This is a genomic window from Pseudomonas sp. NFACC08-1, from assembly GCF_900106735.1.
Lineage (GTDB): Bacteria > Pseudomonadota > Gammaproteobacteria > Pseudomonadales > Pseudomonadaceae > Aquipseudomonas > Aquipseudomonas fluorescens_Q.
In genome coordinates this window covers 758,266-783,990 of the sequence record NZ_FNNL01000002.1, presented here as the reverse complement: position 1 = coordinate 783,990, position 25,725 = coordinate 758,266, and the positions used below count along the sequence as shown (strand labels likewise).

General features: G+C 61.2%; 27 protein-coding genes. 16 read left to right on the top strand and 11 right to left on the bottom strand.

Annotation, left to right across the window (positions count from 1 at the left end):
* On the bottom strand, positions 1–623 hold a 623-nt coding region (locus BLU76_RS07065; RefSeq protein ID WP_305882114.1), incomplete at its 3' end, for a carbon starvation CstA family protein.
* Between the two features lie 314 nt (positions 624–937).
* Between BLU76_RS07065 and BLU76_RS07060 the strand changes: the two genes are divergently transcribed.
* A complete protein-coding gene (locus BLU76_RS07060) occupies positions 938–2,299 on the top strand; it encodes a cache domain-containing protein (RefSeq protein WP_013693309.1) in 1,362 nt (453 codons plus the stop codon).
* Between the two features lie 31 nt (positions 2,300–2,330).
* A complete protein-coding gene (locus BLU76_RS07055; protein ID WP_063321366.1) occupies positions 2,331–2,963 on the top strand; it encodes a response regulator in 633 nt (210 codons plus the stop codon).
* A gap of 46 nt (positions 2,964–3,009) precedes the next feature.
* On the opposite strand, the gene BLU76_RS07050 is transcribed toward BLU76_RS07055, so the two are convergent.
* Positions 3,010–3,879, bottom strand: a complete 870-nt coding sequence (locus BLU76_RS07050) for an SDR family oxidoreductase (RefSeq protein WP_092141207.1) — start codon at positions 3,877–3,879, stop codon at positions 3,010–3,012.
* A 59-nt stretch (positions 3,880–3,938) separates the two neighbouring features.
* The gene (locus tag BLU76_RS07045; RefSeq protein ID WP_092141210.1) at positions 3,939–5,168 is read right to left on the bottom strand and encodes an arabinose transporter; all 1,230 of its coding nucleotides are present in this window, start codon (positions 5,166–5,168) and stop codon (positions 3,939–3,941) included.
* 141 nt (positions 5,169–5,309) lie between these two features.
* Between BLU76_RS07045 and BLU76_RS07040 the strand changes: the two genes are divergently transcribed.
* Both BLU76_RS07040 and BLU76_RS07035 read left to right on the top strand, forming a co-directional pair.
* Positions 5,310–5,945 carry a TetR/AcrR family transcriptional regulator gene (locus BLU76_RS07040; protein ID WP_092142694.1) on the top strand — a complete coding sequence of 212 codons (636 nt, stop codon included), beginning with the start codon at positions 5,310–5,312 and terminating at the stop codon, positions 5,943–5,945.
* A 108-nt stretch (positions 5,946–6,053) separates the two neighbouring features.
* Entirely contained in the window at positions 6,054–6,845 is a 792-nt protein-coding gene (locus BLU76_RS07035) for a transporter substrate-binding domain-containing protein (RefSeq protein WP_063321368.1), read from the top strand.
* A gap of 150 nt (positions 6,846–6,995) precedes the next feature.
* On the opposite strand, the gene BLU76_RS07030 is transcribed toward BLU76_RS07035, so the two are convergent.
* The 3 genes from BLU76_RS07030 to BLU76_RS07020 are packed head-to-tail and all read right to left on the bottom strand — an operon-like array spanning position 6,996 to position 9,903.
* Positions 6,996–8,015 (bottom strand): TRAP transporter substrate-binding protein, encoded by a 1,020-nt coding sequence (locus tag BLU76_RS07030; protein WP_092141214.1) that lies wholly within the window; start codon positions 8,013–8,015, stop codon positions 6,996–6,998.
* A 50-nt stretch (positions 8,016–8,065) separates the two neighbouring features.
* Positions 8,066–9,346 (bottom strand): TRAP transporter large permease subunit, encoded by a 1,281-nt coding sequence (locus BLU76_RS07025; RefSeq protein ID WP_092141217.1) that lies wholly within the window; start codon positions 9,344–9,346, stop codon positions 8,066–8,068.
* The gene (locus BLU76_RS07020; RefSeq protein WP_092141220.1) at positions 9,343–9,903 is read right to left on the bottom strand and encodes a TRAP transporter small permease; all 561 of its coding nucleotides are present in this window, start codon (positions 9,901–9,903) and stop codon (positions 9,343–9,345) included. Before BLU76_RS07020 ends, BLU76_RS07025 begins: the two co-directional genes overlap by 4 nt.
* Positions 9,904–10,392: 489 nt before the next feature.
* Here BLU76_RS07020 and BLU76_RS07015 point away from each other — a divergent pair, with 489 nt between their 5' ends.
* Positions 10,393–10,641, top strand: coding sequence for a phage infection protein (locus BLU76_RS07015; RefSeq protein ID WP_092141223.1), 249 nt, complete (start codon positions 10,393–10,395; stop codon positions 10,639–10,641).
* 171 nt (positions 10,642–10,812) lie between these two features.
* Here the strand turns inward: BLU76_RS07015 and hpaR (BLU76_RS07010) are convergent, their stop codons facing one another.
* The gene (hpaR, locus tag BLU76_RS07010) at positions 10,813–11,235 is read right to left on the bottom strand and encodes a homoprotocatechuate degradation operon regulator HpaR (protein ID WP_063321373.1); all 423 of its coding nucleotides are present in this window, start codon (positions 11,233–11,235) and stop codon (positions 10,813–10,815) included.
* A 62-nt stretch (positions 11,236–11,297) separates the two neighbouring features.
* Positions 11,298–12,203, bottom strand: coding sequence for a 4-hydroxyphenylacetate catabolism regulatory protein HpaA (gene hpaA / locus BLU76_RS07005; protein WP_018613304.1), 906 nt, complete (start codon positions 12,201–12,203; stop codon positions 11,298–11,300).
* Positions 12,204–12,389: 186 nt separating this feature from the next.
* Here hpaA and BLU76_RS07000 point away from each other — a divergent pair, with 186 nt between their 5' ends.
* From BLU76_RS07000 to hpaI, 8 genes are all read left to right on the top strand, one after another.
* A complete protein-coding gene (locus BLU76_RS07000; RefSeq protein ID WP_092141226.1) occupies positions 12,390–13,067 on the top strand; it encodes a fumarylacetoacetate hydrolase family protein in 678 nt (225 codons plus the stop codon).
* Positions 13,064–13,834 carry a fumarylacetoacetate hydrolase family protein gene (locus tag BLU76_RS06995; RefSeq protein ID WP_063321376.1) on the top strand — a complete coding sequence of 257 codons (771 nt, stop codon included), beginning with the start codon at positions 13,064–13,066 and terminating at the stop codon, positions 13,832–13,834. Before BLU76_RS07000 ends, BLU76_RS06995 begins: the two co-directional genes overlap by 4 nt.
* Before the next feature lie 5 nt (positions 13,835–13,839).
* On the top strand, positions 13,840–15,300 hold the full coding sequence (gene hpaE, locus BLU76_RS06990) for a 5-carboxymethyl-2-hydroxymuconate semialdehyde dehydrogenase (RefSeq protein ID WP_092141229.1): 1,461 nt from the start codon (positions 13,840–13,842) through the stop codon (positions 15,298–15,300).
* Positions 15,301–15,487: 187 nt separating this feature from the next.
* The gene (gene hpaD, locus BLU76_RS06985) at positions 15,488–16,345 is read left to right on the top strand and encodes a 3,4-dihydroxyphenylacetate 2,3-dioxygenase (RefSeq protein ID WP_092141232.1); all 858 of its coding nucleotides are present in this window, start codon (positions 15,488–15,490) and stop codon (positions 16,343–16,345) included.
* A 91-nt stretch (positions 16,346–16,436) separates the two neighbouring features.
* Positions 16,437–16,829 (top strand): tautomerase family protein, encoded by a 393-nt coding sequence (locus tag BLU76_RS06980; RefSeq protein ID WP_092141235.1) that lies wholly within the window; start codon positions 16,437–16,439, stop codon positions 16,827–16,829.
* A 52-nt stretch (positions 16,830–16,881) separates the two neighbouring features.
* Positions 16,882–18,186, top strand: a complete 1,305-nt coding sequence (locus BLU76_RS06975; protein WP_092141238.1) for an MFS transporter — start codon at positions 16,882–16,884, stop codon at positions 18,184–18,186.
* Positions 18,187–18,198: 12 nt separating this feature from the next.
* Complete coding sequence (hpaH, locus tag BLU76_RS06970; RefSeq protein ID WP_003201609.1) at positions 18,199–19,002, top strand: 2-oxo-hept-4-ene-1,7-dioate hydratase; 804 nt, start codon at positions 18,199–18,201, stop codon at positions 19,000–19,002.
* 14 nt (positions 19,003–19,016) lie between these two features.
* The gene (hpaI, locus tag BLU76_RS06965) at positions 19,017–19,814 is read left to right on the top strand and encodes a 4-hydroxy-2-oxoheptanedioate aldolase (protein WP_063321382.1); all 798 of its coding nucleotides are present in this window, start codon (positions 19,017–19,019) and stop codon (positions 19,812–19,814) included.
* Between the two features lie 145 nt (positions 19,815–19,959).
* On the opposite strand, the gene hpaR (BLU76_RS06960) is transcribed toward hpaI, so the two are convergent.
* The 3 genes from hpaR (BLU76_RS06960) to BLU76_RS06950 all read right to left on the bottom strand — a co-directional run bounded on the left by hpaR (BLU76_RS06960) (position 19,960) and on the right by BLU76_RS06950 (position 22,830).
* Positions 19,960–20,382, bottom strand: coding sequence for a homoprotocatechuate degradation operon regulator HpaR (gene hpaR / locus BLU76_RS06960; RefSeq protein WP_092141241.1), 423 nt, complete (start codon positions 20,380–20,382; stop codon positions 19,960–19,962).
* Positions 20,383–20,653: 271 nt separating this feature from the next.
* Positions 20,654–21,595, bottom strand: a complete 942-nt coding sequence (locus tag BLU76_RS06955) for a p-hydroxyphenylacetate 3-hydroxylase reductase component (protein ID WP_092141244.1) — start codon at positions 21,593–21,595, stop codon at positions 20,654–20,656.
* A gap of 65 nt (positions 21,596–21,660) precedes the next feature.
* Complete coding sequence (locus tag BLU76_RS06950) at positions 21,661–22,830, bottom strand: p-hydroxyphenylacetate 3-hydroxylase oxygenase component (RefSeq protein ID WP_092141247.1); 1,170 nt, start codon at positions 22,828–22,830, stop codon at positions 21,661–21,663.
* Positions 22,831–23,141: 311 nt separating this feature from the next.
* Here BLU76_RS06950 and BLU76_RS06945 point away from each other — a divergent pair, with 311 nt between their 5' ends.
* The 3 genes from BLU76_RS06945 to BLU76_RS06935 all read left to right on the top strand — a co-directional run bounded on the left by BLU76_RS06945 (position 23,142) and on the right by BLU76_RS06935 (position 25,698).
* Entirely contained in the window at positions 23,142–24,440 is a 1,299-nt protein-coding gene (locus tag BLU76_RS06945; RefSeq protein WP_092141250.1) for an NAD(P)/FAD-dependent oxidoreductase, read from the top strand.
* Between the two features lie 181 nt (positions 24,441–24,621).
* The gene (locus BLU76_RS06940; protein WP_092141253.1) at positions 24,622–24,987 is read left to right on the top strand and encodes a cupin domain-containing protein; all 366 of its coding nucleotides are present in this window, start codon (positions 24,622–24,624) and stop codon (positions 24,985–24,987) included.
* A gap of 51 nt (positions 24,988–25,038) precedes the next feature.
* Complete coding sequence (locus BLU76_RS06935) at positions 25,039–25,698, top strand: helix-turn-helix transcriptional regulator (protein WP_092141256.1); 660 nt, start codon at positions 25,039–25,041, stop codon at positions 25,696–25,698.
* Positions 25,699–25,725 lie beyond the last annotated feature (27 nt).

Below are 25,725 nucleotides of genomic sequence, written 5' to 3'. Positions count from 1 at the left end.
CCCATGAACATCGCGATCGGGATGGTCGCCATTACCGTGAAGATGCCCCACGGGCTCTCGGCCAGGGCCTTGACCACGATCAGCGCCAACACCGCGAGGATGATGATCATGATCAGGAAGCAGCCGAACAGAGCGATGGTGCCAGGGACACGGCCCATTTCTTCCCGGACCATGTCACCCAGGGACCGCCCGTTGCGGCGGGTGGACAGGAACAGGACCATGAAGTCCTGCACCGCACCGGCCAGCACCACGCCGGCGATCAGCCAGAGCGTGCCGGGCAGGTAGCCCATCTGCGCCGCCAGCACCGGCCCGACCAGCGGCCCCGCGCCGGCAATGGCCGCGAAGTGGTGGCCGAAGAGAATGTGTTTGTTGGTCGGGACGTAGTCCAGGCCATCGTTGTTGAGCACGGCGGGGGTGGCCCGGCGCGCATCGAGTTGCATCACGTTGTTGGCGATGAAGAGGCTGTAGTAGCGGTAGGCGACCAAGTAGATGGCCACGGCTGCGACGACGATCCAGAGGGCGTTGATGGGTTCGCCGCGGCGCAAGGCCACGACACTCAACGCACAGGCCCCCAGAACGGCGACGGCAAACCAGGCGAGGTGTTTAACCAGACGGGTTGTCATTGCGTGTCTCCTGCCGATATCCAGTGGATTGCGGCGATTGTTTTTATAGTGTGCCCCGGCTATTCGGAGCCGGCCCAATATCCCTGCAACGGGTCAATAAATAAATCCGTAGTACTACGTAGAACCCCAATTCCCCCTGTGGGAGCAAGGCTTGCCCGCGAGAGAGTCAATACGGTCTTTCATACACCGCGGCGCCAGCGTCGCGAGCAAGCTTTGCTCCCACATGTCTTGCGCCACAGGTTTTATGCCTCATCCATGGGTTTGGCATATGATGCCGCCATTCGCCTCCCCGCCGAGTCCGGACAGGAGTACAGATGCTGCTCAAACACAAAATCGTCGCCCTTGGGATTTTGCCGCTGGTCCTGGCCATCGCGGTCATCTGTGCCCTGGTGATCTCGCTCAATCGCCAGTTGGGCGATCAACAGGCGCAACTGATCGAAGACAGCATCCTGGCGAGCAAGCGCGCTGAGCTGAAGAATTATGTCGAGATGGCGCAGAGCCTGATCGCCCCGCTGTATGACAACGGCCGGGGAGACGAGCGCGCGCAACAGCAGGTCCTGGAAGAACTGCGCAAGCTCAGCTTCGGCATAAACGGTTATTTTTTCGTGTACGACCGCCAGGGCCGCAGCCTCATGCATGCCCGCCAGTCGGAACTGGTGGGGCAATACCTCTGGGACATGAAGGATCCCCACGGCCTGCCGGTCATCCAGGCATTGCTCAAGAGTGCCGAGTCAGGCGAAGGGTTCCAGCGCTACGCCTGGAACAAGCCCTCCTCCGGCCAGGTGACCGACAAGTTGGCCTATGTCGTGATGCTCGATCAATGGGGCTGGATGCTCGGTACCGGGATTTACCTGGAGGATGTCGAACGCGCCACCCAGCAAGCCCGCGACGAAGTTGCCCATGGCATCCACAGCACCATGCAAGCCATCGCCGCGATCGCCTTGGTGGCGGTCCTGCTGGTATTTGCCGGCGGCATGACCCTCAACGTCAGCGAACATCGCCTGGCCGATAAAAAGCTGCAGCGGCTGAACCAGCGTATCGTCAGCTTGCAGGAAGAAGAACGCTCGCGGGTCTCGCGCGAGCTGCACGACGGCATCAGCCAACTGCTGGTGTCGATAAAATTCCAGTTCGAACTGGCCAGCCATGTGTTGGAAAACGGCCAGGAAAACGGCCTGGGCATCCTCAAGAATGCGACCGACCGGCTGGGCGAAGCCATCGGCGAGATCCGTAGCATCTCCCACGACTTGCGCTCGTCCCTGCTCGACACCCTGGGCCTGCCCGCCGCCATCGGCCAGCTCGCGACCGAGTTCCAACAGCGCAGCGGGCTTGAGGTGTCCTACCGAAGCAACGAATTCGATTGCCGCCTGGAAAATGGCGCCCCTGTCTCGCTGTTCCGCATTGCCCAGGAAGCCCTGACCAATATCGAGCGCCATGCCGGGGCGAAAAGTGTCGGCATCACCCTGTTCGGCTCCAGCCAGTCCTTGCGTCTGACGGTCGTGGATGACGGGATGGGCTTCAACGTCCCGCAAGTAGAACGCGGCCACGCCGGCATCGGCCTGCGCAATATCCGGGAACGGGTCGAGCATTTCGGCGGACGCCTGGAAGTGACCTCGGCACCGGGACGAAGCGAACTGGATATCCTGCTGCCCATGAACCTCTCGGTAACGGAAAACTGATGCGCACCCCTTCCAACAAGAGCACCTGCCGATGAACCTGCCTCCAGTGATTCGTGTCGCGCTGGTCGATGATCATTCCCTGGTCCGCGACGGCATCAAGGCGCTGCTGTCCGTAATGCCCCGACTGGACGTGGTGGGCGAAGCCGAGAACGGCGCGCAAGCGATCGAAATGGTCGGTCGCAGTCAACCGGACCTGCTGCTGATGGACATCAGCCTCAAGGACATGAACGGGCTCGAGTTGACCCGGCTGCTGGGCAAGCAATACCCCAGCCTCAAGATCCTCATCCTCAGCATGTATGACAATTACGAGTACGTGAGCGAATCCGTGCGCTCCGGCGCCAGCGGCTACGTACTCAAGAACGCGCCGTCGCGGGAAATCGTCGCGGCCATCGAAGCTATCATCAGCGGCGGCACATTCTACAGTGCGGAGATCGCCCAGCGGCTCGCCACCGACCCGCACACCGATAACGAGCTGACGCCGCGCGAGAGCCAGGTGTTGTCCAAAATGGTCCAGGGCCTGAACAACAAGGAAATGGCCCGTGAACTGGACATCAGCGTACGCACCGTCGAAACCCATCGCCTGAGCATTCGCCGCAAGCTGAACATCGACAAGCCCGCAGCCCTGGTGAAATACGCGATCGACCACGGGATCATTTCGCGCTAGGCCTTTGTGGCGAGGGAGCTTGCTCCCTCGCCACAGATCGTTCATTTCAATCGGCGTGGTAATAGCCTGGTTGGTCAAGATCATCCAACAACCCCGGGCCGCTTGGCATCCAGCCCAGCAAGGCACGGGTGTACGCGCTGGACACTGCCATGTTCGCGCCCGCCATGTGGGCGAACCAGCCGAAATGCTCGCGCTCGCGGGATTCCACCGGCAACCCCAGGCCACGACCGATCGCCTGGGCAATGTCCTTGAACGGCACGGCCTCGTCGGCGACGGCGTGGTAGACGGATTGCGTCACGCCCTGTTCCAGCGCCAACCGATAGACCCGTGCGGCGTCCAGTCGATGCACGCCCGACCAGCAATGGACGCCGTCACCGAGATAGGCCGAAACGCCCGTCTCCCGGGCCAGGCGAATCAGGATCGGCACGAACCCATGGTCGCCGAGGCCATGGACCGAGGGCGCCAGTCGCACCGTCGCCACACGCACCCCACGCTCGGCCAGGTCCCGGGCGGCGGCTTCGGACTTGCGGGGCGAGGCCGGGCTCACCACTTCCAGTTCACTCGCACCCCGCGTCAATCCAAACAGGCCCGATGTCACCAGCAACGGCCGGTCGGAGCCTCGTAACGCGTCGCCCAACGTTTCGATGGCGCGGCGGTCCTGCTGGGCATTTTCGGCAAATCGCGAGAAATCATGATTGAACGCCGTGTGAATCACCGCGTCCGCCGCCGAGGCTGCGCCGTGCAAGATCTCGAGATCATCCAAAGTGCCTGAAACCACCTTCGCGCCTGTCGCAGCCAGTGTCGCGCCTTTTTCTTCGCATCGGGCCAGGCCCGTGACCCGATGCCCGGCGGCGATCAGATCCTGTACCACGGACGCCCCAACCCAGCCCGTGGCACCGGTAACGAATACGTGCATATGCAACGCTCCTGTTCTAAAAAAACCGAACCGAAAATCTTCTATAACCCATCGAAGACTCAGAATTTGTATTGAACTTGTGCTTGCCGTCCTCTCAGCAACATCAGGGCCACCCCGAAAGACAGCCCAACGGCAATGGCGCCGCCCAGGTAAACCGCACCAATACCCCAGCCACTCGCCAACAAACCGGCCAGCGGACTGGTGATGCCCAGGGAAATATCAAGAAACGCGACGTAGGCCCCCATGGCGAGACCGCGTGCCTGCGGTGGCGCACGCCGTACCGCTTCCACGCCGAAGCCGGGAAACGCCAGGGAATAACCGAAGCCAGTGAAAGCCGCCCCCAAATAAGCCATGGTCGCGGTGTCGGCGCTCCAGATCAGCAGCAACCCAACGGTTTCGATCAATACGCAGACCAGCGCGACGCGAGCGCCGCCAATCTTGTCCGGAAGGTGCCCGAAAAGCAGGCGAGCAGCGATGAAAGCCACACCGAACGCCGTGAACGCCAAGGAAGCGTTGCCCCAATCCCTGGCCGCGAATAACAGGGCAATGAACGCCGTGACGACACCAAAGCCGACGCTGCAGAACGCCAACCCCATGCCGGGAACCCATACAGCACCGAGCATCGTGTAGAACGGTGTACGCCGGGTTGCCGTAGGGGCGACAGCGCGCACGCCCGCGACAATCGCCAAGGCCAACAGAGGAATGAACATCGAGGCCATGGCAATGCCCGTGAATCCCCAGCCGCCATTCAACGCCACGCCAAGCGGAGCGCCCAGGGCATAGGCGCCGTACATGGCGATGCCATTCCAGGCCATGACCTTGCCGGCATGCTGTGCCCCCACCAGGCCGATGCCCCACCCCAGCGCACCTGTGACAATAAGGCTTTCGCCAATTGCCAGCAGCACCCGACCGCCAGACAAAAGCCAGACCGACGTGACTGGCGCAGCAACGAACGCCAGGGAAAGCAGATAGACCAGCCCTGAAACCGCGGCTGTCACCAGCCCGGTCATGACGGCGCGTTTCCCACCGCGCATGTCGGCAAAATTGCCGGCCCAGGCCCGTGACAACAGCGCAGCGGCGAACTGTGCCCCGACCACCAGGCCAATCACCAGCGTGCCCATGCCCAGCGCGTCGTGCAGATGGAGGGGCAAGACAGGCAGTTGCATGCCGATCGTGAGGAAACCGATGAATACGGTCAGAGTGAGCGGCGACAGCTTGAGTGTCGGATTGGCCTCGACGGCTGCCTTAGGCGCCGAAGAAGCGCCGAGATGAATATTGTCTTGTGTCATAACCCTACCCACGGAAAGGATGCGATATGACGTTGAACGCTGCCGGTGGAGCCGACTAGAATGCGATCAATTCGTCGCATTCAAGATACGAACAATCCGTCGCATTTCCTATTCGCATTCCCTGCCGAGGTTCATGCCCACATGTCCGAACGCTCAAGCCCGCAGATTTCCTCGCGTAAACAGCCGCAACAGGCACGCTCCACCGAGCTCGTCGCCGCGGTTCTGGAAGCGGCTGTTCAGGTTCTGGCGACCCAGGGCGCGGCACGTTTCACGGTGGCCCGGGTTGCCGAGCGAGCTGGCGTGAGCGTCGGCTCGGTGTACCAGTACTTCCCGAACAAAGCGGCGATCCTGTTCCGCCTGCAAAGTGATGAATGGCGGCAAACCAGCGATATGCTGCGCGAGATCCTTGAAGACAACCTCAAGCCGCCCTTCGAGCGCCTGCGTACCCTGGTGCAGGCGTTCATCCAGTCCGAATGTGACGAAGCCCAGATACGCGTCGCCCTCAACGACGCCGCCCCGCTCTACCGCGACGCTCCCGAGCACCAGGCCGCGCGGATGTCGGTGCAGCAGTCGGTGGATGCTTTCATGCTGCAAGCATTGCCAGACGCACCGGCACAAACCCGTACCCTGGCAGGTGACCTGATCATCAGCACGCTCAGTGCCGTGGGTAAGCGCTTCTCATCAGCGCCCCGCTCTCCTGCGGACGTTGCCATCTACAGCGATGCCATGGCCGATATGTTCTGCGCCTACCTTGCAAGCTTGCAGCGCCCCCGTTGAGACCGCTGCCTGCTGACGGTTCGTCAGCCATGCTCCAGTGACAGCCTGCCAACACTTTTACTACACTCCCTGATCTTGTTTCCCTCCGCTACGAGACGTCCCCTCACGATGAAAACCATAACAAGTTCGATGACGTTCTGTGGCCTGTTGGCGCTCTCTTGCGGCGCCTTGGCCGAACCGACACCTTCGCTACTGGACCAGGTCCTGCAACGCGGCGAACTGAAGGTGTGCACCACCGGCGACTACAAGCCCTATACCTTTAAAACCGCAACCGGCGAATACGAAGGCATCGACATCGACATGGCGCGCTCGCTGGCCGCCAGCCTGGGCGTCAAGGTGCAATGGGTACAAACCACCTGGAAAACCCTGATGCCGGATATGGTTGCCGGTCAATGCGACATCGGCATGGGTGGGATTTCGGTGACGCTGGAGCGCCAGAAGAAAGCCTATTTCAGTGACACCCTGGACGTGGATGGCAAGATCCCGCTGGTGCGTTGCGAAGACAAGGAGCGCTACCAGACCCTCGAACAGATGAACCAGCCTTCGGTGCGTCTTGTCGAACCGGCCGGCGGCACCAACGAAGCCTTCGTCCGGGCGTTCCTGCCCAACGGCCAGTTGAACTTCCACGACAACGTGACCATCTTCCAGCAACTGCTGGACAAGAAGGCCGACGTGATGATTACCGACGCGTCAGAAGCGCTCTACCAGCAAAAACTCAAGCCCGGCCTGTGCGCGGTCAACCCGACCCGCTACCTGCAATATGGCGAGAAGGCCTACCTGCTGCCTCGGGATGACAACACCTGGAAGATGTACGTCGATCAGTGGCTGCACTTGAGCAAGGCCAATGGCAGCTACCAGAAAGTGATTGGGCAGTGGTTGGCCGTTCCCGCCGCCCAATGATCGTTCGCTGAGAAACAAAGCCCTGTGGGAGCTCGCTCGCGATGGCGTCAGGTCAGCCGCATTGATGTCGACTGACACACTGCAATCGCGAGCAAGCTCGCTCCCATAAGGGACCTGTGACGGGGTCTGCTCCGGACAGGCCCATTCGCCTCACTGTGCCGCGCGCACCTTGGCGATTTCCTCGTACATCGTCTTCACCAGGTCGGCATCCAAGGATTTGGCGAACTTGTCGACTACCGGTTTCACCCGCTCACGAAAGCGATCTTTCTCCGCCGGGGTGACTTCGTTCACGGTCATGGCACCGGCCAGCGTCACTTTGGCCTTGTCCATGCTCGCCGCCGTGACTTCACGCTGGAACTTCTGTGCCTCAGTGGCAGCCGAGCGAATCATCGCCTTCTCATCGTCGTTGAGACGGTTCCAGGTTTTCTGGCTGATGATCAACGACTGCGGGTTGAAGATGTGGCCCGTGACGGAGAGATACTTCTGCACCTCGTAGAACTTGTTGCCCTCAATCACGGTGAACGGGTTTTCCTGACCGTCGATGGTGTGCTGCTCAAGGCCCGTGTAGACCTCGGGGAACGCCATCGGCACCGGGTTGGCACCCAGGGCGGAGAAGGTCTCCAGGTAGATCGGCGACTGGATCACGCGAATCTTCAAGCCCTGCATGTCTTCAAGCTTGGTCACCGGATGCTTGCTGTTGGTCAGGTTACGAAAACCCAGGTCCCAATAACCCAGCGCGACCAGCCCTTTGCTGTCCAGTTGCGCGGCCAGTTTCTGTCCGACCGGGCCATCGATGACCGCATGGGCTTCCTCGACGTTGTTGAACAGGAACGGGAAATCGAGCATGGCATAATCCGGTGCCTGGGCGGCCAGGATGCCGGAGTTGAGCACGGTGATGTCCAGCGTGCCGCCCTGCAACGCCGACACCGTTTGCACATCACCGCCCAGCGTACCGCCTGGGAACAGGCGGACCTTGATCTTGCCACCACTCTTCTCGCTGAGCAGGTCGGCGAACTTCTGCGCGCCCTGGCCTTGCGGATGCTCCTTGACGTTCTGGAAGGCGAATCGCAAGGTGCGTTCGCGGATTTCATCTGCGTGACTGACCACGCTACCCAGCAGCAGTCCCGTTGCGCACGCCCCGGCCAACAGGGTTTTCATCAGTTGTCCCATGTCACTCTCCGATCATTATTGTTTTAAGGTCGAGCTAGCCAGCACCGGTGTTATCCGGTGAAGAATTTCAACGGTCCCAGGACCAATTGCGGAAACAGGACCAACAAGAACAGCACCACAAACTGCGCAAACATGAACGGCCACACCCCACGCACGATTTCCTCGAAGTCCAGCTTCGCCACCCCGCAGACCACGTTGAGCACCGTGCCCACGGGAGGCGTGATCAGGCCGATGGCTGTGTTGATCAGGAACAGCACGCCGAAGTACACCGGGTCGATCCCCGCCTGGATGACCGCCGGCATCAGCACCGGGGTGAGGATGAGGATGGTCGGGGTCATGTCCATCACCGTCCCCACCAGGATGATCAGCGCCATCATCACCAGCAACAGAAGGGTCTGGTTGTCCATGAAGGGCGCCAGCATTTCCGCCAACTGGCCCGGCAGATCGGCGATGGTCACCAACCACGATGAAACCATGGCCGCCGCCACCAGCAGCATCACCACCGAGGTGGTCTTGGCGGAGGACAGAATCACTTCGTACAACTGGCTGACTTTCATTTCCCGGTAGATCACCAAGGACACGAACAGCGAATAGACCGCCGCGACCACGGCGGCTTCCGTGGGGGTGAAGATGCCGAACTTGAGGCCCAGGATGATGATCAAGGGCAGGCCCATCGCCCAACTGCCGTCGAGCAACGTGCGCAGCACTTCGGCACGGGAACGCTTGGGCGGTGTCTCGACGTTCTCGCTGCGGGAGATGTACCACCAGGCAACAGCCAGCGAAGCCCCCAGCATCAGGCCCGGCACAATACCGGCCAGGAACAGCTTGGAAATCGACACCCCGGACGCCACGCCAAAGACGATGAAACCGATGCTCGGCGGAATGACCGGTGCGATGATGCTACCGGCGGCGATCAGCCCGGCCGAGCGCCCCCGGTTGTGCCCGGCCAGCACCATCATCGGCACCAACAAAGCCGCCAGTGCCGCCGCATCGGCCACGGCCGAACCGGAGAGCGAAGCCAACAGGCAGGAAGCGATGATCGCCACGTACCCCAGGCCTCCGCGCTTATGCCCCACCAGCGCCATGGCAATATTGACGATGCGTTTGGACAGGCCGCCGACGTTCATGATTTCGCCGGCCAACATGAAGAACGGCACGGCCATCAGCGGGAAGCTGTCCGCGCCGTTGAGCAGGTTCTGGGCGATGATTTGCGCGTCGAACAGATCCAGGTAGAACATCAACGCCACACTGACCACCAGCAAGGCAAACGCGATGGGCATGCCCAGTGCCATGCTGCCCACCAGAGACCCGAGGAAAATAACCAGCGTCATGGGCGGGTACTCTTTGTAGGGTTATGGGCAATGGGGTCATGGGTGAGCACCTCGGCATCGTTGTCCTTGACCATCACCAACTCGTCATCCCCCAGCTTGCCGAACAGCGCCAGGTAGAGCTCGTAAAGCAGGATCGCTGCGGCACTGGCGCCAAACACCAGGCCGGCACCATAAAACAGCGCCATGGACAATCCTGACGCCGGAGCAACGACATTCAGGTTGATCGCAGCCTGTTGCCAGCTGCCACTGAAAATCAGCCAGCAGATGTACAACATCAAAAGATGACTGATGACCAGGCAGATACGCTTGCCTGCCGGCGGCAAGCGCTTGACCAGGCTGTCCATGCCCAGGTGAGCACGGTCCTTGAGCGCCACCAGGGCACCGAGAAAAATCATCCAGACGAAGAACCAGCGCGACAGCTCCTCCGACACACTGATGCCCGAGTTGAAGGCATAGCGCAGCACCACATTGCCGAACACCAGCAAGATCATCGCGAGCATGCATAGCACGATCAGCAGCTTGAGCAGCTTGAAATACAGATTCACCACTTTTGTCATCTTGAAGGCCTCAGAGGCTTGTCGAGCGCCCACACCCTACTGGCGCGATAAAACCGCAACAGCATGGGGTCGCTATAGGATCGAACCTGGGAGACTGGAAGATGCGCTGCAAAGACAGATCAAGGAGAAAGCTTGCGGTGCTCGGGTAGGCATGGGTATTCCTCTATTTTTATTATGGTCTTTGCCTCGTCGGGCGAGACAGCTGTCGCTAAAATGTACCACCCGGTTAGTTTGGTCAATATCCCAGGCAGGCGCACACTGCAAAGCGTGCGATTATCGACCAGACAATTGGCGTTTTTCATCGCATTGAGCTGCCACACCAACAAGATTTGTATCGGTTTGTATAGGAAACGCGGCCTGATACGAAATGATGGATTTCGTCCCTTCTTGGCACACATCGTCGATACATCTGCGCGTTTAACTGTGATCACCGGACAGCAACACGTTCGTTGCCACCGGCCCACTCAATCAAGCGCAAGGAGAATCACCATGTTCAACTTCTCGAAACTTTCGTCTCTTGCAATCGCCCTGACACTGGTTGGCGGCGTCGGCCTGTCGAACGCAGCCTCGGCAAAAAGCGCCCCGGCCCAGGCTGCGCATCAACTGGCTGAAGGCGGGTCTGATCGTTTGATCCAGAATCGCGTGGCCGAGGGCGGCTCCGATCGCTTGATCGAGAATCGCGTGGCTGAAGGCGGGGCTGATCGGTTGCAGGAGTTGCGTGAACGTAGCGCGGTGTGAAGCGATTTTGTGGCGAGGGAGCTTGCTCCCGTTGGGCTGCGTAGCAGCCCCCTGCCCCCTCCCACTCGTTCAGTCACCGGTCGGCTGGTTTTGCGACTACTTCGCAGTCGAACGGGAGCAAGCTCCCTAGCCACAAAAGCGGATGGCTACTCATGGCTTGTGGCTCAAACCTCAGGGCTTGATGTTCTTCAGCTCATTGAGCAACCCGAGCAACTGCTCCATCTTTTCCTCGCCAAACTGCTCTTCGATCCGTCGATAGTTGCCTTCCATGCCCTCGCTCATGGACACGAAGCACTGCTGGCCGCGCTCGGTCAGCCCGACAAAGACCCGCCGCTGATCCTGGCTGGACTTCTGCCGCCGCACCAGACCGTCACGCTCCAGGCGACTGAGTACACCGGTCATGCTCGGTTTGAGGATGCACGCCTGGTGGGCGAGCTGATGGCTTTCCAGCTCCCCTTGCTGATGCAGGATGCGGATCACCCGCCATTGTTGTTCCGTGAGGTCATGCTGGTTCAGCGCCGGTCGAAAAAAAGCCATCGCCGCTTCGCGGGCTTGCAACAGCGTCAGGGTCAATGAGGGTCTGGGGTTGGCCATGTTCGAACTGTGTGGATGGGCGAGTCGGCAGCTTAGTGTCGCTATCACAGGGCTGCAAGCGCTCAGCGCAACCCTGATTGCCGCTGGCGATACTCCCCCGGCGTGAGTTGAGCGTAACGCTGGAAAAACCGACTGAAATACGCCGGGTCCTTGAACCCGAGCTGGTAGCAGATTTCATTGGCCGAGCTGCCGGTGAACAGCAACAGGCGCTTGGCCTCCTGCATCAGCCGCTCCATGATCAGGCGCTTGGAAGGCAGGTCGGCGATGCGTCGGCACACGTCATTGAGGCGCGCCTCGGTCACGCCGATGCCTTCGGCGTAGCGCGATAACGGCCAATGCTGAAGGTAGTGGGCCTCGATCAACTCGTTGAAGCGGTGAAAGATCTTCAGGTCTTCATGCCGGGCCGGCCTGGCCTCCAGGGAGTTGGAACATAACCGCAGCAGGCTGATCATGATCAGCCGCGTCAATGCGTCCAGTGTTGCGCTGCGCCCCGGGCGCCCGGCCGTCACCTCCTCACTCAACTCCTCGAACAGGTACTCCAACCGCCGCACCTCCCCCGCCTGCCCAGGCCCCAGTTGCGCCAGCGCTACGCAGGCCGCCGGCATTTGCACGCCCGCCGGCGCCAGGCTCGGGTCGGCGTCGATCAACTGCCACACCAATTGCTGGCGCACCGTCAGCACATGGCCGTCACTGTCGGCCTCGGTCACGAAGGAATGGGGAATGGTCGGTGGCGTGAGGAAGAACATCGGCCCGGATTCGACGTACTGCTGGTCATCGAGATATACGCGCACGGTGCCGCTCTTGACGTAGTGCACCTGGAAGAACCGGTCGTGACGATGAACCGGCATGTTGCGACCGAAAAAATCCGCCAGGTTGGCGAGTCGGTCGTAATGCACTTCGGCATCGCTGTAGCGCTGGTCGTACACCTGACCAATGTTGATGTTGGGGATCGGCTGACGGTCAGTCATCACGCAGTACTCATTTTCTTATTCTGGTCCAGATACCTGCCGCATTCATCCTGCACCGAATCCGGCAAGGCAACCAGTGCCCGCTCATTCTGTCACGCTTGACGATAGTTAACATCTTAATTATAACTGTTAACACATTAACAATAACCGCAGAGCCCTCACCCTCTGCATCGCCAGGAGACAAGCATGAGCCGAGCCCTGCATGACGTCGCGACCGGCACCCTGTTCGGGGTCGCGCTGAACTACCAGGGGCTGCTGAAACAGCGCCTCGCCGAGTTCGAGCAACCGCCCTACCAAAAACCGCCGCTCAAGCCCGTGCTGTTCATCAAGACCCCCAACACCCGCAACTGGCACGGTGCCGAGGTGGTTCACCCCGGTCGCAGCGAAACACTGCAACCAGGGCCGGCGCTTGGCGTGGTCATGGGCAAGTCAGCCAGTCGCGTCAGCGCCGCCGAAGCCCTGGACTACGTGGCCGGCTACACCCTCATCAATGAATTCAGCCTCCCGGAAGACAGCTATTACCGCCCCGCCGTCAAGGCCAAGTGCCGGGACGGCTTCTGCGCCATGGGCCCGGAACTGGTGCCCACCACTCAGGTGTCCGACCCTCACAGCCTGGCGATCACGCTGTACGTCAACGGCGAGGTTCGCCAGCAGAACAGCACCGCCAACTTCGTTCGCAACATCCCCCAACTGATCGCCGAGATCAGCGAGTTCATGACCTTGCATGCTGGCGACGTGCTGATCACCGGCACGCCTGAAGGCCGGGTCGACGTACTGCCCGGTGACCGTGTCGAAGTAGACATCAGCGGCCTGGGGCGTCTGGTCAATATCATCGTGGCCGAGGAAACAGGAGCAGGTTCATGAAACACGCGCGCATTCGTTTTGAAGGCCAGGATCAAGCCGTCACCGTTGAAGCTCACAACGCTGTACGCCTGGCGGACGGTCGCCTGCTGGCCGAGGACCAGGTCCAGTGGCTGCCACCGGCCACCGGCAGCATGTTCGCCCTGGGCCTGAATTATGCCGATCACGCCGCCGAGCTGGCGTTCAAGCCGCCGACCGAGCCCCTGGCATTCATCAAGTCCCCCGGCACCTACACCGGCCACAACCAGGCGACCTGGCGTCCCGACAACGTCGCCTACATGCACTACGAGTGCGAGCTCGTGGCGGTCATCGGCAAAGCGGCGCGCAACGTCAAGCGCGAGGATGCGTTGGAATACCTGGCCGGCTACACCGTGTGCAACGACTACGCGATCCGCGATTACCTGGAAAACTACTACCGCCCCAACCTGCGGGTGAAGAACCGTGACGCGACAACGCCCGTCGGCCCATGGATTGTCGACGTGGCCGATGTGCCGGACCCGAGCAACCTGAAGCTGCGCACCTGGATCAACGGCCAGTTGCGCCAGGAAGGCAGCACGAAGGACATGATTTTCGATATCCCGTACCTGATCGAATACCTGTCCAGCTTCATGACCTTACAGCCCGGCGACATGATCGCCACTGGCACGCCGGAAGGCCTGGCGGACGTGGTGCCCGGTGATGAAGTGGTGGTGGAAGTGGAAGGCGTCGGTCGCCTGGTCAATCGAATTGTCAGCGAAGCCGAGTTCTTCGCATCCCGTAAAGAGGCTTGAGCAGCATGATCAAACACTGGATCGACGGCCGTGAGGTCGAAAGCAAAGACGTCTTCGTCAACTACAATCCCGCCACCGGCGAGGCCATCGGCGAAGTCGCCAGCGGCGGCGCCGAGGAAGTGGCCCAAGCGGTCGCGGCAGCCAAGGAAGCGTTTCCGAAATGGGCCAATACCCCGGCCAAGGAACGCGCCCGGCTGATGCGCAAGCTCGGTGAACTGATCGAGCAGAACGTGCCGCAACTGGCCGAACTGGAAACCCTCGACACGGGCTTGCCGATCCACCAGACCAAGAACGTGCTGATCCCGCGGGCCTCCCACAACTTCGATTTCTTTGCCGAAGTCTGCACGCGAATGGACGGTCACACCTATCCGGTCGACGACCAGATGCTCAACTACACCCTGTACCAACCGGTGGGTGTCTGCGCGCTGGTATCGCCCTGGAACGTGCCGTTCATGACCGCGACCTGGAAAACGGCGCCGTGCCTGGCCCTGGGCAACACGGCCGTGCTGAAGATGTCCGAGCTGTCGCCGCTGACCGCCAACGAGTTGGGGCGCCTGGCCGTCGAGGCCGGCATTCCCAATGGCGTATTGAACGTGATCCAAGGCTACGGCGCCACCGCCGGCGACGCGCTGGTGCGCCACCCGGATGTACGGGCGATCTCCTTCACCGGGGGCACCGCCACCGGCAAGAAAATCATGCAGACCGCCGGGTTGAAAAAGTACTCGATGGAACTGGGCGGCAAGTCGCCGGTACTGATTTTCGAAGACGCCGACCTGGAACGCGCCCTCGACGCCGCGCTGTTCACCATTTTTTCCCTCAATGGCGAACGCTGCACCGCCGGCAGCCGGATCTTCATCCAGGAAAGCGTCTACCCGCAATTCGTGGCCGAGTTTGCCGCCCGCGCCAAACGCCTGATCGTCGGTGATCCGCAGGACCCGAAGACCCAGGTCGGTTCGATGATCACCCAGGCCCATTACGACAAGGTCACCGGCTACATCAAGATCGGCCTCGAAGAGGGCGCCACCCTCCTGGCCGGTGGCCTGGAGCGTCCGGCCAATTTGCCTGCCCACCTGAGCCGTGGCCAGTTCATCCAGCCGACGGTGTTCGCCGACGTCAACAACAAGATGCGCATCGCCCAGGAAGAAATCTTCGGCCCGGTGGTGTGCCTGATCCCGTTCAAGGATGAAGCCGAGGCCCTGCAACTGGCCAACGACACCGAATATGGCCTGGCTTCGTACATCTGGACCCAGGACATTGGCAAGGCCCATCGCCTGGCCCATGGCATCGAGGCCGGCATGGTGTTCATCAACAGCCAGAACGTGCGCGACCTGCGCCAGCCTTTCGGCGGCGTGAAGGGTTCCGGAACCGGCCGCGAAGGCGGACAGTACAGCTTTGAAGTGTTTGCCGAGATCAAGAACGTTTGCATCTCCATGGGCAGTCATCACATACCGCGATGGGGTGTTTAACCCAAGGTAAGTGATGAACCCTGTGGCGAGGGAGCTTGCTCCCGCTGGGCTGCGAAGCAGCCCCGCTTTTCCTGACGATTGCTGCGCAATCGAGCGGGAGCAAGCTCCCTCGCCACAACTCATCATCAACACCCGATTCACCGATTATCCAAGATCCAACAAGAACAATCTTTTCAGGAGAATCATCATGGGCGAAGTCGTCCTGGCTGCGAAAATCTGCCACGTTCCCTCGATGTACCTGTCGGAGCTGCCCGGCAAGCACCACGGTTGCCGCGCCGCCGCGATTGCCGGCCACAAGGAAATCGGCCGTCGCGCCCGTGAGCTGGGGGCCGACGCCGCCGTGGTGTTCGACGTGCACTGGCTGGTCAACAGCGCCTATCACGTCAACAGCGGCGCGCACTTCAAGGGCATCTACACCAGCAACGAGCTGCCGCACTTCATCAAGAACATGGAGTACGAATACTCAGGCGCCCCGGAACTGGGCGAGCTGATCGCCGCCGAGGCCAATGCCGCCGATGTGCGCACCCTGGCCCACAACATCCCAAGCCTTGAACTGGAATACGGCACGCTGGTGCCGATGCGCTACATGCACATGGACGTCCCTCAGGAACAGAAATTCGACGTCGTATCGATTGCTGCCTGGTGCGCCTGGCACCGCCTGCAAGACAGCTTCACCTTCGGCGCCGCCGTGCGCCGGGCCATCGAAAAAAGCGACCGCAAGGTCCTGGTGCTCGCGTCCGGCTCGCTGTCGCACCGTTTCTCCGACGATCGCAACGCTGAAGCCAACATCCACAACTGGACGCGGGAGTTCGACAAGCAGGTCGACCTGCACGTCGTCGAGATGTGGCGCCAGGGCCGCTGGAAAGAGTTCTGCGCGATGCTCCCGGACTATGCCGAACACTGCTTCGGCGAAGGCAAGATGCATGACACGGCGATGCTGCTGGGGTTGCTCGGCGGGCCGGACTACGACAAGCCTGCCGAAATCATCACCGAGCCTTTTGGCAGCTCCGGCACCGGACAGATCAACGCCATTTTTCCAGTCTGAACAGCAGCTGCAAGCCGCAAGCTAAAAGCTGATCGCTTGCAACTTGCCGCTTGTAGCTCACCACTCAAAGCTGCCGACGCAGGAGGCCCCCATGCCGCATTTCATCGCTGAATACACCGACAACATCGAACAACAAGCCGACCTGCCCGACCTGTTTGAAAAGGTCCACACCTTGCTGGGCGACAGCGGCGTGTTCCCCCTGGGCGGCATCCGCAGCCGGGGCGTGCGCCTCGACACCTGGCGCATGGCCGACGGCAAGCACGACTACGCCTTCGTACACATGACCTTGAAAGTCGGCCACGGCCGCGACCTGGCCACGCGCCAGAAAGTCGCGGAAAAACTCTTCGAGGTGATCACCGCGCACTTTGCCGAGCTCCAGGCCCAGCGCCTGCTGGCCCTGTCGTTCGAGATGATCGAGCTGCACGAACAGCTCAATTTCAAGGCCAACAACGTCCACGCCTTCCTCAAGGGCCAGGCCACCTGAATCCGTCTGCCTCGCGTTCCCCATCGGCCTCTCTGACAAAAAGTACAAGATCATGAGCACAGCCCATACCGCCAACACCGCCGGCACCGTCGCGCACGACCGCACCCATGCCACCATCACCTGGCGGCTGATGCCGCTGCTGCTGGTCTGTTACCTCTTTGCCCACCTTGATCGCATCAACATCGGCTTCGCGAAGATGCAGATGAGCGCCGACCTGCAGTTCAGCGACACGGTCTACGGCTTCGGCGCAGGGCTGTTCTTCATCGCCTATGCGCTGTTTGGGGTGCCCAGCAACATGGCCCTGGACCGGGTCGGTCCGCGGCGCTGGATCGCCACGCTGATGGTGGTCTGGGGCGCTTTGTCCACCGGCATGTTCCTTATCGACAGCGCCGCCGGTTTCTACGTGTTGCGCTTTCTGCTGGGCGTGGCCGAGGCCGGTTTCTTTCCTGGCATCCTGGTCTTTCTCAACCGTTGGTATCCGGCCCGGCGCCGGGCCCAGGTGACCGCGTTGTTCGCCATCGCCGTGCCGATGGCCGGGGTGATTGGCGGGCCTTTGTCCGGCGGCATTCTCGAGCACTTCCATGATGTTGGCGGTTTGCGTGGCTGGCAGTGGATGTTCGTCATCGAAGGGCTGCCGGTGATCCTGCTCGGCCTTGTTGTGCTCAAATGCCTGCCGGACGATTTCGAGACGGTCAAGTGGCTCACACCGCACGCCAAGCAGCAGCTGCGCGAACAACTGAGCCTTGAAGAACAGCGCAAATCCATCACCTCGTTTTCGGCGATTCTCAACAATCCGCAGGTCTGGTTGTTGGTGGCGGTGTACTTTGCCGTGATGTTGGCGGTGAATACCCTGGCCTTCTGGATGCCCACCCTGATCCATGGCGCCGGCATCGGCAGCGACGGCAAGGTCGGGCTGCTCAGCGCGGTGCCCTACCTGGCCGGCTGTTTCTTCATGATCGGCTGCGGGCGCTCCTCCGACCGCCATCGCGAACGTCGCTGGCACCTGTGCGTACCGCTGTTGATGGCCGCGCTGGGCATTGCGGTCACCGGGTTCTCACCCGGCAATCCAATCCTGGTGCTCAGCGGCCTGATTGTCGCCGGCATGGGCGCCAGTGCGGCGTTGCCGATGTTCTGGCAGCTGCCGCCAGCCTTCCTGTCCAACGGCACCCAGGCCGCCGGTATCGCGCTGATCAGCTCCTTCGGCAGCATCGCCTCATTCTTCGCGCCCTACCTGATCGGCTGGATGCGCGACACCACCCAGAGCGCCAGCCTCGCCTTGTATGTGCTGGCCCTGCTCATCGCCCTTGGTGGCTTGCTGGTGCTGCGCACACAGGCCGCCATCGTCAACCCTCAATAAGAGACCCTTGCCATGCTTGACCAGAACCTCATCCAACAAGCCGCCGCCCGCCTCGACCATGCCGAACGCTCCCGCGAGCAGGTGCGGCAGTTTTCCCTCGATCACCCGGACATCACGATCGAGGATGCCTACGCCATTCAGCGCGCCTGGGTCGCGCAGAAAATCAAGGACGGCCGCAAGCTGGTCGGCCACAAGATCGGCCTGACCTCCCGGGCCATGCAGGTGTCGTCGAACATCACCGAGCCGGACTACGGCGCGCTGCTGGACGACATGTTCTTTGACGAAGGCACCGACATCCCGTTCGAGCGTTTCATCGTGCCGCGGGTGGAAGTGGAGCTGGCGTTCATCCTCGGCAAGCCCTTGAAAGGCCCGAATGTGACGGTGTTCGACGTGCTCGACGCCACCGAATGGGTGATTCCGGCGCTGGAAATCATCGATGCGCGCATCCAGCAGATCGACCCGCAGACCAAGGCGACCCGCAAGGTGTTCGACACCATTTCCGACAACGCCGCCAATGCCGGCGTGGTCATGGGCGGTCGCGCCGTACGCCCGACCGAGATCGACCTGCGCAAGGTGCCGGCGGTGCTGTACCGCAACGGCGTGATCGAAGAGTCCGGCGTCTCGGCGGCGGTGCTCAATCACCCGGCCAAAGGGGTGGCCTGGCTGGCGAACAAGCTGGCGGCCTATGACGTCACCCTGCAACCGGGACAGATCATCCTCGGTGGTTCCTTCACCCGCCCCGTGGCAGCCAACCCCGGCGATACCTTCCATGTCGACTACGACATGCTCGGCTCCATCGCCTGCCGTTTCGTCTGATCGGAGACCGTTTCATGGACATGCCCATCAATACCTTCAAGCAACGCCTGCGCAGCGGCGAGGCGCAGATCGGCCTGTGGCTGGGGTTAGCCGATGCCTACTGTGCGGAACTGGCGGCCAACGCCGGCTTCGACTGGCTGCTGATCGACGGTGAACACGCGCCCAACGACTTGCGCACCTTGCTCGGCCAGCTCCAGGCCGTGGCCCCCTACCCCAGCCAGCCGGTGATACGCCCAGTGATCGGTGACACGGCGCTGATCAAGCAAGTGCTCGATATTGGCGTGCAGACCCTGCTGGTGCCGATGGTGGAAAGCGCCGACCAGGCGCGCGAACTGGTGCGCGCCATCCACTACCCGCCCCATGGCGTACGCGGTGTCGGCAGCGCACTGGCCCGGGCGTCACGCTGGAACAGCATCCCCGGTTACCTCGACAAAGCCGACGAGCAGATGTGTTTGCTGGTGCAGATCGAAAGCCGCGAGGGCCTGGCCAACCTGGACGCCATTGCCGCGGTGGACGGTGTCGATGGGGTCTTTATCGGCCCGGCGGACCTGAGCGCCTCCATGGGTTTTCGCGGCAACCCCGGCCACCCGCAGGTACAAGCGGCCATCGAAGACGCCATCGCCCGCATCCGTCAGGCCGGCAAGGCAGCCGGGATTCTCAGTGCCGATGAAAAACTGGCCCGGCGCTATATCGAACTCGGCGCGGCGTTTGTCGCGGTGGGCGTGGATACGACGGTGTTGATGCGGGGCTTGCAGACATTGGCGGCGACGTTCAAGGACACACCAAAGCCTGCGGCTGGCGGTGTGTACTGACAGCACCACAAACCCCGTGGCGAGGGAGCTTGCTCCCGCTGGGTCGCGAAGCGGCCCCCTTGAATCCGACAGTGAATTCAAGACTTTTGGGCCTGCTGCGCAGTCCAGCGGGAGCAAGCTCCCTCACCACAAAAGCAGACCAGCCTCAGCGCCTGATCGCCTTCAGGTCATTGAGCAACCCCAGCAGCGTCTGCAATTTTTCCTCCCCTAACTTGTCCTGCAGACGCTGATAGTTCGCTTCCATGCTCTGGCTCATCGAATCGAAGCTCGCCTGCCCTTGCGGCGCCAGGCGCACCAGCACTCGCCGCTGATCCTGTTCAGCCTTGCGCCGCACCACCATGCCTGCCGCCTCCATTCGCACCAGCACGCCGGTCATGCTGGGCTTGAGGATGCAGGCCAATTCGGCCAAGCGATTGATCTCCAGCTCATCGTGCTGGCTAAGAATGCGGATGACTCGCCATTGCTGCTCGGTCAAGCCATGTTGATTGAGGGAAGGCCGGAAAAAGCCCATGGCCGCTTCACGGGCCTGGAGCAGGGTCAGGGTCAAGGATTGGCGCGGCTTGGGCATGGATGGGGTTCGCGAGAAGAGTTAGTTAATGAGTTAACTAAATCTTAACAGCTTCCAACCCATGTCGGACCATCCGTTCACAGAATCTGGATCAAGCGAGGCCTCTGTGGCGAGGGAGCTTGCTCCCGCTGGGCTGCGCAGCAGCCCTTGGATCAGTCGCAGCGGAGTGTCAGGCAATCTGAGCTTGGAGTGTTGGGGCCGCTTCGCGGCCCAGCGGGAGCAAGCTCCCTCGCCACAGGGGTTGGTGCCAAGCCTTGATGCATGTTTCAGCTCAAGCGCCCTTGATCACACCCTTGAGCACCGCTTTGAAATGCTCCACCTGGGCCTCGCCGAACTGGCCGAACACCTTGTCCTGCTGTTCCTTGGCGATGGCCCAGAGCCCTTCGGTCTCATCCATGCCCTTGGCAGTCAGGCGTACCCGCTCGCCTTCATCGGTCACCAGGCCCTTGCGCTTGAGGTTGGCCACGGCTTCTTCGATCTCGCGCGCCGGCATCGCCACTTCCCGCTGCAAGTCACACAGGTTCAGCCCGGCATCGTTCTCGAGCACCATCAGCATTCGTGCCTCACTGGTGCGCAAGCCGGTAGACAACTGACGCGGCTGGTAGCTGGCCTGGTAAGCCCGCAGCGCCTGAGTCATCAGGTAATACAGATTGTGACTCAAGCGCCCCTGGAAGTGACTGCTGGGGGACTGGCCCTCTTCCCGTCTGGTCATGCGAGTGTGGGGCAGCACCATCGAGTAGGCGCCCTGGTGATAGAGCAATGGAGAGCGTCCGAAATCATCAAACGCCACGACCTTGCCGATCATGATCCAGTGATCGCCGCCATCGACCTGCTGGAATTTTTCACAGTGAAAACGCGCCGAGCAATCGACAAACACCGGGGCACCGCCTTCGCCGGTTTCGAATTCGATTTCAGCGAAGCGGTCCTCCTTGGGTCGTGCGAAGTTGTTCGACAGGTCGATCTGGTCGGCGGCCAGCACGTTCACCGCAAAGTGACTGGCGGCTTCGAACACGCCATGGCTGCTCGAACGCTTGTCGATGCTCCACAGGATCAATGGCGGGTCCAGGGACACCGAGTTGAAACTGTTGGCTGTCACACCGACCTTGCGGCCATCTTCAGTGGCAGCGGTGACCACGGTCACGCCAGTGGCGAAGTTACCCAGGGCCCGGCGGAACGCGCGGGTATCGAAAGCGGTATCACAAAGACTGGACATGCAAGACTCCCGGCCGCCTCAAGGGACGGCCTCGATTATTGTTCTAGGGTTCAACGAACAGGCGGTCAAACCATGGAAGGATCAGGCTCAAGGCCCATCAACTCACGACCGAGAATCTGCGCACAAACGTCGTAGTCGGTATAGGCATGGGCGCCGGTCAGGTGGGCGTCGCGGAACAGTCGTTGCAACTCGTTGCTTTCGAACCAGGCACCGCCGCCAGCCGCCTCCATCAAGCGGTCGACAGCCTGTATGCACATTTTGGTGGCATAGCCCTGGTTGGTCCGCCAGAACGCCAGGGTTTCCTGGCTGGGGTATTCGTGGCGCTCACCGTATTCGGCGTGCTCCTGCCAGGTTTTCTCCAGAAAGGCACGGGCCGCGGCCACCTGATGAGTCGACTCGGCCAGACGCATCAACGCCGGGGTAGCGGCACCGACTGCCGCACCGGTGTAGGCCCGCACGCGGTTGCGGGTCTTCTCGCGAAAGACCTCCAGCATGCGTTCGGCCACGCCCAGGCTGACCGTGGAAAAACCACTGGCGAAGTAAGGGCGGTATGGCGAGTAGAAAATCTTGCTATCGGGGTACAGGCCGAATCCGCCGGACTTGCCCTCCATCATGTCCTTGGCTTTCTGGATCCGGTGTTCCGGCACGAAAGCGTTGTCGATGATCAACGTCTTGCTGCCACTGCCGCGCATGCCTACCGCGAACCAGTCATCGCGAATCTCATAGTCGCTGCGCGGCAGCACCGCAAAGCAATAGTCCTGGGCGCCTTCGGCGTTTTTACGGCGAAACCCAACGATCGCCCATTCGGCATGATCGCAGCCGCTGCTCCAGCCCATTTCACCGCTGAACGTCACACCGCCCTCGACTTCCTCGGTGCGGCCAAACGGCGCGATACTGCTGCTGGCAGTGGCATCGGGATCATCGCCCCAGATTTCCTGCTGGGCCTTGGCCGGGAACATTGCCAACTGATGGCTGTGAGTGCACAACAGGCTCATGGCCCAGGCCGTGCTGGCACAGGCACCGGCCAGCAGCGCGATGCAATCGGCGAACTGCGGCAGGGAAATCTCCAGGCCACCGTAGGGTCTCGGCTGGAAGGCCCGGTGCATGCCAATGCTTTTGAGCAAGGCTATATTTTCGGCAGGGACGCTACGGTCTTTCTCCGCCTGGAAGGCATTGGCGGCAATGACCGGCAGGAGGGGCTTGAGGTCTTCGAGCAGCGGGTTTGGCTTTTTCATGGACAGGCTCTTTTATTATTGGCATCTGCCAATCCCGTCTCTGCCCGGCAACCTGAGGTTGCGCAAACAGCGGGATCAGTGATTAAGGCCGGTCCAGTATGGGCAATCACAGGCGGGTGAAAAATGCACCTTCCAGATCCAAGATTGTACTTTTCATGGGGCAGCTTTCGGCGCCATGGCGCGCTCGGTCAAATCCCCCGGCACGGATGATCAAGACAAGCGCCCTGCCAAGGCTCTTAATAGGGCCATCCCCTGCAATGCCTTGCGAAGGCGTGGCAACGGAGTTTCCTTTCACTTTGTCAGGTTGCGTCATGATCAATATCGAAACGCCCACCTATTACACGGCCACCAAGAAATACAACCTCAGCTTCCCCACGTTGGAACAGGACGTGGACGCCGATGTTGTGGTCATTGGCGGCGGTTTCTCCGGGATCAATACCGCGCTGGAGCTCGCCGAAAAAGGCATCACCAACATCGTGGTGCTGGAGGCGCGTTACCTGGGGTTCGGCGGCACTGGGCGCAATGGCGGGCAGATTATGGCCGGCATCGGTCATGACCTGGAAAAGATCAAGAAGGACGTGGGTGAAGACGGCCTGCGCCAGATCTTCGAGATCAGCGACCTGGGCGCCGACATCATCAAGGACCGTATCGCCAAGTACGCCATCGATGCCGACTTCTGCCACGGCTACGGCTACATGGGCTTCAACGCGCGCCAGGAGAAAACCTTGCGGGCCTGGGAAAAAGACTTCAAGTCAGTCAATAGCAAACACGAGATCCGGTTTCTCGGCGGCTCCGAGGTGCAGCAGATCATCGGTTCCAAGGCCTACGGCAGCGCCTTGCTGCACATGGGCGGCGGGCATGTGCACTCACTGAACCTGTTATTGGGTGAGGCCAAGGCCCTGGTCAGCCACGGCGTACGGATTTTCGAGAACAGCCCGGCGTTGGAAGTCAGTTATGGCGAGCGCATCACCGTGCGTACCGGGCGCGGCTCGGTCAGGGCCAGCAAGCTGCTGTGGGCCTGCGACAGTTTCCTCAACAAGCTGGAACCGGAGCTGCATCGCTCGACCATCAACACCTACGCCTTCCAGATGATGACCGAGCCGTTGTCGGACGAACTGATCCAGCGCATCAGCCCGATTCGCGGTGCCTACAGTGACATTCGCCCGGTGATCGACTACTACCGCGTCACCAACGAAAACCGCCTGCTGTTCGGTGCTGCGACGCCGTTGGTGGAGCACATCCCCCAGGATCTCAAGGCCTGGAACCGGCGCCTGATGCTGAAGATCTTCCCGTACCTCAAGGACGTGAAGATCGACCTGGCCTGGGGTGGCCCGATGGCGTGCAGCCCGAACCTGTTCCCGCAGATCGGTACCCTGCCCGGGCGCAGCAACGCGTTTTTCGTCCAGGGTTACTCAGGCTTTGGCGTCACGCCGAGCCACATCATCTGCAAGGTGCTGGCCGAAGGCATGAGCGAAGGCTCGGCGCGCTACGACCTGGTCAGCTCGATCCGGCGCCCGACCATCATCGGCAAAGACGCCATTCGTCCATTGCTGCTGACCGCCGGCAAGTCCTGGCATCAGCTGTCGGGCTACTGGAACGGCCGTCGCTGAGATGAGTGGCTGAACATACACCCTGTGGCGAGGGATTTATCCCCGCTGGCTGCGAAGCAGCCCCATAAGCAGCACAGATGCAGGTTTTTTCAGGGGTCGCTGCGCGCCCAGCGGGGATAAATCCCTCACCACAAGCCCCCCTTCCAACTTCGCTATTTTTTAATCATCAGGAGTCACTGCCATGCCCCTTATCACCGTCAAAAAAGACATCCAGCTGTCCGACCTGGACGCCTGGGGCACCGTCGCCGATCTCGGTTCGCAGATTCTCGAAGGCGAAGTCAAAGCCTTCGGCAAGATGACCTTCGGCGCACCAACCGACCCCGTCAGCAGCGCCTACTTCGGTACCACCCAAGGCAAGTTCCGGATGGTCTATCCCTTCGCCGAACACGCCACCGTGGTCACCGGTGAAGTGGTGCTCACCGACGAGGCCACCGGCCAGAGCACCCGCTACAAGGCCGGCGACAGCTGGTTCGTGACCAAGGGCACACCGGTGCTGTGGGAAGTGGTCAGCGAGAGTTTCGTCAAGCACTACTTCGCGGTAGCCTGATCGGACTTGGCTGCCGGCCCGACCGGCAGCCCTCTCGGCGAAGGTGCGACCATGAACCTCATCCCCACCCAGGACATCGCCAGCCAGTGCCTGCACGCATTTACCCAGCTCGTTCCCGTCAGCCGGGCGGCGTTCTACTGCGTTGATCGGCAACTGCAGGTCCACGACTTCAGTCTGCACAGGATGAGCGGCGAGATGCACCGCGACTATCTGGACAACTATCGCCAATTTGATCCGCTGCATCCGCGCCACTGCGTGTCCAGCGAGTTGGCCGTGGTGCCGTTGAGCCTGGCGATGACCCGCCAACCGCGACGTGACAACCATCGTTATCACGACTTCCTACAGCGCTACGGCGTGGTCGACGTGGTGGAAGTCTTCGCCCATCGGGACGGTCAGCCCCAAGCCGCGATTTCGTTGTTGCGCACCGCCGAGCAAGGCATCTTCACCAGTCAGCATCTAAGCCAGCTCAGCGCGTTGCAGGCCTTGCTGCAACTGGCCGCGGCCCATTTGCCTAGCCATGAGGACCCACTGGGCGACTTGACGCCCAAGGAGCGCCAGATTGCCTGGCTGCTGCGCCAAGGCGTCAGCAACAAGCAATTGGCCCGGGAGCTGGAGGTGGGCTTGCCGACCATCAAGACTCACCTGATCCACCTGTTTCGCAAGGTAGGTGTGAGCAGCCGTACCGAGTTGGTCAGCGCACTGTTCCTCTGATCAACCATTTGGTTGATAGGCCGCCGT